Source organism: Massilia aurea, assembly GCF_024753205.1.
Taxonomy (GTDB): Bacteria; Pseudomonadota; Gammaproteobacteria; order Burkholderiales; family Burkholderiaceae_D; genus Telluria; species Telluria aurea.
The window spans coordinates 1-7,767 of sequence record NZ_JANUGZ010000011.1; the positions used below are offsets into that span (position 1 = coordinate 1).

The following is a 7,767-nucleotide window of genomic DNA, read 5'->3' on the forward strand; positions in this document are numbered from 1 at the left end:
CTTCATTGCTGAAGCAACGTATTTCTTTTTTGTGAACATTTGATAATTTAAGTAATCAAAGACCGAAGTCTTTGGCACCTTCATCAAACGCCCACACTTATCGACTGTTAATTTTTAAAGAACTTTATTCGGTACTGCATTTTCTGCCGTTTGCTTCGAAGCGTTGTGTTCGTCAGCAGCAGAGAAGAGAGAGTATGCGGTGTTTTGCGATGTTCGTCAACTTCTTTTTTCTTCCCTCTTCGCTGCTGCATCCATTTGAATGCTTCTGCGTCGAGGGAGCGAGACTATAACAAACGCAAGACCAGCCCGCAAGGCAATCATGTCACTCAGGTTGAATTGCACTGGTAACCCATCCATAAGCAATACGCTCCTGCTCCAGGCGAAGCCGCTCGCCCAGAACGTTATCGCGCAGCGTGTCATATAGCGCATGCTCGTCATCCGTGAGCCGGATCAGCTCGCCCGTGAAACGCTTGTCGGCATCTTCACTTCCCCACAGGTGGCGATGCGCCTGAAAGGTCCCCGTATCCATCAACAGGGAACGCACCGTTGGCAAGACCGCACGCAGGCGGTCGAGAATTGCGAACCCGTGGGTATCGATGTCGCCCCAATACGCGATATCGCGGTCACGCAACCAATCAATCTGCGCCAGACGATCGATGCCGTACCCGCCACCGAAGATCACCATGCTTGATCCCACCTGCGGAAACGTAAGTGCATTGATGTCGTTCTCGGTGACGAACACCCGCTCGACGCCCGTGCGCAGCTGCGCCAACTGCGTCACGGGCACTGTCAGATCCGACAAGCCGCCGATGTAATGCGCCTCGTCGAGCATGCGAAAGCGGATCAGGGGTGGTTTGCCCAGCAAACCATAGCGCCCCTCGAACTGGCGCGGCCCGGTCGTATCAAGAATCGCCGCCCGCGGCAAGACCTGATCCAGCAGCTCGGCGAACAGCCCCTTGCGCGCCTCGATGAACTTGGTGTCGACGCCGTGGATATCAAGCTGGCGCAGATAAATCGCCGGCCGGGGGTGCGCGACGAACCAGTGCAGCACCGCCAGGATGCGCTCCCACCCGCTGGCATGTTCGAGCAGCTTGCGCGGATAACTGCGCACCCACGCGCGCAGCTCAGGAAAGGAGGACAGCGTGGCGGCCGCCAACGTATCGAACTGGCGCGCGTCACGGACACGGCCAATCATGCGAAGCGCCTCGGCCTCGGTGTCAATCACCGCAGCAAACGGGATGCTGTTGCGCCCCAGCTGGCGGTGATTGATGTCGCGCCACGTCAGGTCATAGCCGTGCCCCTGCTCCGCGCGGCTGCCTGCCTTGAGCATGGCAACCCAGCTCCGCACCTGCTCGAACTGCTCGCCCATGGCGGCGACACCGGGCTGGCGCAGGCGAAGCTCGTACGGGAACAACGGGGCGTTATCAAGGCGCGCAGCGAGCAAGGCGCCGCTGTCCCATAGCCGCTGCACGCCGGCGACGATATCGGCAGGCGTCGACCAGGCATTGCGCGCTTCGCCCATCACGCGCGCGTCCCACGTTCGGCGCGGTACTCCTCGATGCTCAGGTACCGCAGCATCGACTGACGCCCTTCTTCGCTATGCACGAACCCCAGCCCGGCGACGTAGGGCTCGATGATGTGGATCTTCTGCAGCGGCGTGACAATCAGCAGTTGCAGGTTCATGCGGCGAAACAGTTCCAGTCCATAGCGCGCCGATTCATCCGAGCCGCGGCCGAACGCTTCGTCGATGACCACGAAGCGGAACGACCGTGAGCGCACCGCACCCCATTCGAGGCCGAACTGGTACGCCAGGCTGGCCGCAAGCACGGTGTAGGCCAGTTTTTCCTTCTGGCCGCCCGACTTGCCGCCCGCATCCGTGTAGTGCTCGTGCTCGCGATCGTCTTCGCGCCAGCGCTCGGACGCCGAGAACACGAACCAGTTGCGCACGTCGGTCACCTTGCGGGTCCAGCGCCGATCCATCTCGGCGCTGCCTTCGCGCCCGCGAAAACGTTCGATGATGCGCCGCACCTGCAAGAACTTCGCCTCGGTATAGTCCTCGTCGGCCGACCCGGTGAGCGAGCCTTCGGTGCAACTGCGCAGGTCCTGCTGGAAGTCGCGCAGGTCGGCGTCCAGGCTCGGCGCCGCTTCCAGGGCGATATACCGGTTCGGGTTGTAGTCGATCGCATGCAGGGACGCGTTGATGGTGTCGACCCGCTCGCGGATCGTTTCGCGCTCGCGCTTGAGCTGCGACTGGAAGCCGGCAATCTCGCGGATCGTGTTCTCGTTGAGCAAACCCTTGAACTTATCGGCAAAACGCGGCAGGTCGTCCGCTTCGAGCACGTGCAGCATGCGCTGAAATTCGGCGGCGGCATCGATGCTGACATCGACCTCGCGCGCATCCAGTGGCCAGGTGCGCACGTAATCCTGCATGGCCGAGATGATCGTGTCGCGCAGGCGCTCGATCTTCCGGGTCTCGGCATCGAGCCTGGCTTGTATGAAGTCGCGCATGTCACGCTCGCGGTTGTCGCACGACTCCACCGTGAGGGTATGTTCGCCCAGCGCCTGCTCACGCAACGCAGCCAACGCCACGAAGCGCGCGCGGATCGCCTCGTCGGCCGCCGCTGCCAGCCCATCGCACTGCGCGAGCTGCTCGCGCGCCGTGCGCAGCTTTTCGACCAGGGTCGCCAGCAGGGCCGCCGCCGCCGCATGGTCCGCGTCGAGCGCAACCTGCGCATCGCCCAGTGCGCGCAGCTGCTCCTGCAAGGTGCGCAGCAGGTCGGACGCTGCCGCCAGTTCTTCCTGCTCGCGTTCCAGCCGGTCGATCGATGCCACCAGCGACTTCCAGTCCAGCTCCGCGAAGTGCACATACACCGCCAGCTGCTGCCACAGGCCGTACACATTGTTGTCGTCTTGTACCTCGCGCTTGAGCGTGACGATCTGCGCGGCGTGTGCCGAGATGCGCGTGGCCAGGTCACGCTCCTGCCGGGCAAGGGCTGCGATCTTCGCATCGTTCGACCAACCCAGCACGTAACTGGTGCGATCGTCGATCGTGCGCCGGTCATCCTTTTCGTGACGTTCGCCGCCGGCCTTGAGCTGGCCATTGCGGGTGATCGCGCGCTGTTCGCGCCGGAACTGGTCCATGTTCTCGCAGCAGGCGTAGTCGAAGCGGCGCGCCAGTTCATACGCGATCCAGCTGTAGAACGGCGAGGCCGGTTCGATGGCGAGCCTGTGCACGAGCGACTGCGGATGCAGCGTCGGTGGCTGACTCGCTGCTTGCGGCCGCACCCGGTAATACACGAGCCGCGCGCCAAGATGCGTGCGCTCGGCCCATGCGGCCACCTGGGCGTAGTACGCCTCGGGCACCAGAAGTGACAGGCCGAAAGCGTGCAACAGGCGCTCGGCAGCGCCTTCCCACGCACGCTCGTTGTCACGTACCTGAATCAATTCGCCGATGAACGGCAGCGTATCGGGCGCGATCGACAGCGCCTCGCACAATGCGGCGCGTACGGCCAGCATCTGGCGGGGGATGTTCGAGCGCCGTTGGCGCAGCGACTCGAGCTCCCCCGTCAGTTCACCGTGCAGCAGCCGCAGCTCGCGCACCGTCACACCCGCCTCGGTCAGCCGGTTGCTGCGCTCGTCGCGTTGCCTGACGCACTCGGACTGGCCCGCGGCGATGGCGCGGCCATTGGCGTCGAAGGTATCCGCATCGACTGCTGCCGGCAGGCCAAGTGCCCCCGCGATCAGGTCATATTTTTGCGCGCGTTCGCTGCGTTCTTTCTTGCTCTCTTCGATGCGCGCGATCTCGGCGCGGATCTGCTCGATGCGGTTGCCTCCATTGGCCGAGATGGCGGCCGTGAGTTCGTCGCGCGTGCGGGCCTGCGTGCGCCGCTCGTGCGCAAGCTGGGCGAGCCTGGCGCCCGCGCGCTCTTCGTCGAGGGCCCAGTTGGCAATCCGCTTGTCGAGCAGCTCGCCCTTGAGGTGGGCGAACCAGGGCCGCAGTGCGTCACGGCAGCCACGCAACTCGTCAACCTGCTGCACCAGCGCGGCGTGCCGGTTGCAATCGGCCGTCAGAGGTTGCAGCCGTTCGATCTGGGCGCGGGCTTTGAGCACTGCTTCATGCGCGCGATTGAGGTCGTCAAAGTGCGTGATCAGCGCATCGATGCGCGGCTGCACCGGGAACGGTTCGAGCATGTGCTCGCGCACGAATTCGGTCAGGTTGCCCACCGATTTCATCGATACCGTCTGGTGGAACAGATCCATCGCCTGCTCCGAACCGATGCCGAAGCGGCGCCGGAAATCGGCGCCGTACGCGGGGAAGCTGTCATGCAACGTGACACCAGCCATGGCGCGCAGGCGCTTGCGCAGCTGCGTGACGTCGCTGCCGAAGCCCGAAAAATGCTCGGTGATGGTCAGCGCGCTTTCAGCCACCACATAAAAGCGTTCGGGCTGGCCACGCGGATCCTTGAACCAGAATACCTGCGCGAGCGTGACCGTCTGCTCATAACCCTCGTTGCAGAATTCGCCGAGCAGTACCGAATAGCTGCGGTGATCGCGCAGCGCGACGGCGCGCGCACTCATGCCGGTATCGCCGCGCTCGGACTTGAAGTGTCCGAGCACATAGGTACGCAGCGTGCGCTCGCGCGCGTCGGCGCCGGCCGCCTTGTTGTACGAGACCTTGTTGGCCGGGACCAGCAGCGTCGTCAACGCATCGACGATGGTCGACTTGCCGGAGCCGATATCCCCCGTCAGCAGCATATTGTCGCCATCGGGCTGCAATCGCCACACACGGGCATCGAACGTGCCCCAGTTGTAGACCTCGAACCGGCGCAAGCGGAATCCTGCGCGCAGGCTGCTCGCCGGTGCGTCCTGCTCCGCTTCGTGCTCCACGCTCGGCTGCGCTTCGTGCGGCGCGTTCATTCGGCCTCCCGCGCATCGAGCGACCCGGCGTGCGTCGCATAGCTATCCAGACGCTGCGCGAAGTCGTCGAGCCACTGCGCATCGACGAACGCCTTGAGCACACGCCGCACTTCGAACTGGCCGTCCTGCGCACGCAGCCGGCGCAAAAAGCCCAGTTCGACAACCTTGTTCAGGTGCGTGTCCATGCGGTCGAGCAGGCGCGCTTCGTTGGCGGTATCGGGCAGGAACAGGCGCATCTGATCGGCGATGTCGTCGCGCCCGATCACGAGCCGCGTGTCGCCACTGGTGGCATCGAATTCGGCCAGCTTCTTGCGCAGCAAAACGAGGATCAGGCTGACCGGGAAACTGAGCGGGCGGCGCTGCACCAGGCGCGGCATGTCCGGCGCGTCCGGCATGGGGGCACGCTGGCGCAGATATGCATAGCCCTCGGCGTCGTCGAGGATCAGTTCCAATCCGATCACGCTGCAATAGTCGCGCACGCGCGCCTGCAGGTCGAGCAGACTTTGCCAAAGGGTCTCGGCGCTCTCGCGATACAGCACGCCCTGGAACAGGCTGACCAGCACAGGGCCGAGTCGGTTGTCGTCGTTCATTGATTTTTTATTCTTCGTGGTTTGTATCGCGCAACGTGAAGATCACCATCGGCAGCGTGGCCTGTCGCTGGCGACCGTCGCTTCCGGTCCAGGTGATGGACTCGGTCCGCTCATCATCGATCATGGCCGCAACATCCTGCGTTGCCAGTTTCAGATACGTGGCCAGTTCGGCCAATCCCTGCTCGATCGGATGCGCGGCGATCACCGCAGCGAGCGATACCTGGCTGCGCGTCTGCAAGGCGCGCCGCAGATTGCCCGTCAGGCGCGCCTGGTCGACGTAGACCTGCTCGAATAAGGCATCGGTGACGATTGTGGCGTCGGCTTGTTCGACCACTGCTGCGCGCAGATCGGCCTTGAACGGTGGTGTGTAGAGCAGGCGCTCCATTGGCAGGCCGGTGTCCGGGCCGGCCGCATCGATACTGGCGAAGTCCGCATCGGGCACCTGCCCGCGCATCGCCAACGCCTTTTGCTCGACCTGGCGAATCAGCTCCATGATACGGCGATTCTCGAGCCAGGCCTGGTCATCGAGGTAACGGCGCAGCTGTTCGGACAAACGCGCCACGGTGCGCTGGGTGACTTCGCCGGCTTCCAGCCAGTCGTAGTGGATCCGGCGCAGGCGCAGATCCGGACCAAGTTCGCGGATCGGCGCCAGGGCCATCACCTGCTCGAGCAGTTTGCTCAATTCGTCCTGGCGCGCAGGCGACATCAAGAGATCCCAGAACGCGCGGAAGCTGCGGCCTTCGTCGGAATCGGCGATCTGGTTGCGCCAGGCGAAGATCTGCTGGAGCAGTTCGCCCTTGCCGCCGTCCCAGGTGGCGATCTGTTCGCGCACACTGCGATCGAGCGTGCGGAAATTCTGGTCGAGCGCGCGAAAATCGGCGAGCAGCTCGCGCGCGGTGGATGCCATTTGCAGGAAACGTTCGCGCACCTGGGTCGGGTCCATCAGGGGCAGGTGGCCTTCTTTGATACGGGCGATCTGCGCATCGATGTCGGCCCGCCTTGACTGCAGCTCGGCGATGCGCGCGCGTGGATTGAGTTCGGTGCCATCGGTGATCTGCTTGAGGAGATCAAAGACCGTCATCAGGCGTGATTCGGTGCCGATAAACGCGCGCTGGCCCAGACCCTGCAGCCACTCGAGCGCCTGCTCGCTCGATGACGTCAGGTCGTAGTGCGGTTCGTCTTCCCCGGGCGGGTAATATTTGCGCAGCCAGCCACGCTCGTCGGACGCCCAATCATCAAGATAAGCAGCAGCGCTTTTGGGGAACAGGGTCTCGCCGCTGACCTGGTGCAGCTGATACAGGTGGTCATCCAGCTGCGACACCAGCTGCTGGCGCGCGATGGTGCGCACGTTCGGCACGACAAACACGTGGTGCAGGAAGCTGGCGATCATGGGCGCATGGTCTGCGGCGAGAAGCCGCCAGGCCGGGTGCGAGCGGCGTTGTGCGTGTAACTGCTGATAGTCCATTGTTGTCTGAGTGGTCACGGATACCGTGACTGTACTGCGGGTTGTGCTGTGAGGCCAGCGGGAAGGATGCTGCGCCTATCCAGGCACGGGCCCCTCGGCCTCGGGCGACATCGACGCGACCAGCTCGTCGTACCAGCATGCCTGCCGCGTCTTGTGGAGACGATACCAGGCAGTTGCCGTCGCCGGCCGCCATACCTTGAGCATCTTCAGCACTTCATACGAGAATTCCAGCGGCGCCAGGCCGCTCGCGGTAATCAGATTATCGCCGCGAACTGCCGGCTTAGGGCGGTAGTGGGACTGCCCGGTGTATGCAGGGCAAGCCGCTTGCAAGGATCCGAGATCGTTGGAGGTATGGCGACGCCGGTCAAGCGCGCCGGTGCTGGCCAGACCAACCGTCGCGCCACAGATGGCGGCAACATTGTGCCCCTGGTCGAGGGCATCGCGCGCCAGTGTCAGGAATGGTCTGACGACTGGCATCTGCCAGACATCGCCACCAGGTAGCAGGAGCAGATCGTCCTCTTGCAGTTGAACGGTATCGACCGTCAGGTCAGGCACGTACCGTATGCCGCCCATACTGTGCACCGCGTCCAGGGTTACCCCGAGTTTGACCAGGTTGCATGCCGTGGCGGGATCGCGGAAGAAACGCCGACTGTGCAGCTCGGCCGTCAGATAGCCGATTTCCCAATCCGCCATCGTATCGATTACCGTGAGATAGACGTTCATCGTGATGTCCTTGCTGGGTCGGTGTGGTTTGACAATGAGATCGGTGTATTTTGACGTTCGATACGGTATCGA

The 7,767-nt window shown here is 63.4% G+C and carries 5 protein-coding genes; all 5 read right to left on the reverse strand.

Annotated elements, in window-relative coordinates; translation table 11 throughout:
- Positions 1–322 precede the first annotated feature (322 nt).
- On the reverse strand, positions 323–1,522 hold the full coding sequence (locus tag NX775_RS23740) for a Wadjet anti-phage system protein JetD domain-containing protein (RefSeq protein ID WP_258838224.1): 1,200 nt from the start codon (positions 1,520–1,522) through the stop codon (positions 323–325).
- Entirely contained in the window at positions 1,522–4,917 is a 3,396-nt protein-coding gene (locus NX775_RS23745; protein ID WP_258838225.1) for an ATP-binding protein, read from the reverse strand. The genes NX775_RS23740 and NX775_RS23745 overlap by 1 nt, the downstream gene beginning before the upstream one ends.
- A complete protein-coding gene (locus NX775_RS23750) occupies positions 4,914–5,507 on the reverse strand; it encodes a DUF4194 domain-containing protein (RefSeq protein WP_258838226.1) in 594 nt (197 codons plus the stop codon). Before NX775_RS23750 ends, NX775_RS23745 begins: the two co-directional genes overlap by 4 nt.
- Before the next feature lie 7 nt (positions 5,508–5,514).
- Positions 5,515–6,972, reverse strand: a complete 1,458-nt coding sequence (locus NX775_RS23755; RefSeq protein ID WP_258838227.1) for a DUF3375 domain-containing protein — start codon at positions 6,970–6,972, stop codon at positions 5,515–5,517.
- Positions 6,973–7,047: 75 nt separating this feature from the next.
- Positions 7,048–7,767 (reverse strand): DJ-1/PfpI family protein (locus NX775_RS23760; protein WP_307732426.1); only part of this gene is annotated, 720 nt, incomplete at its 5' end.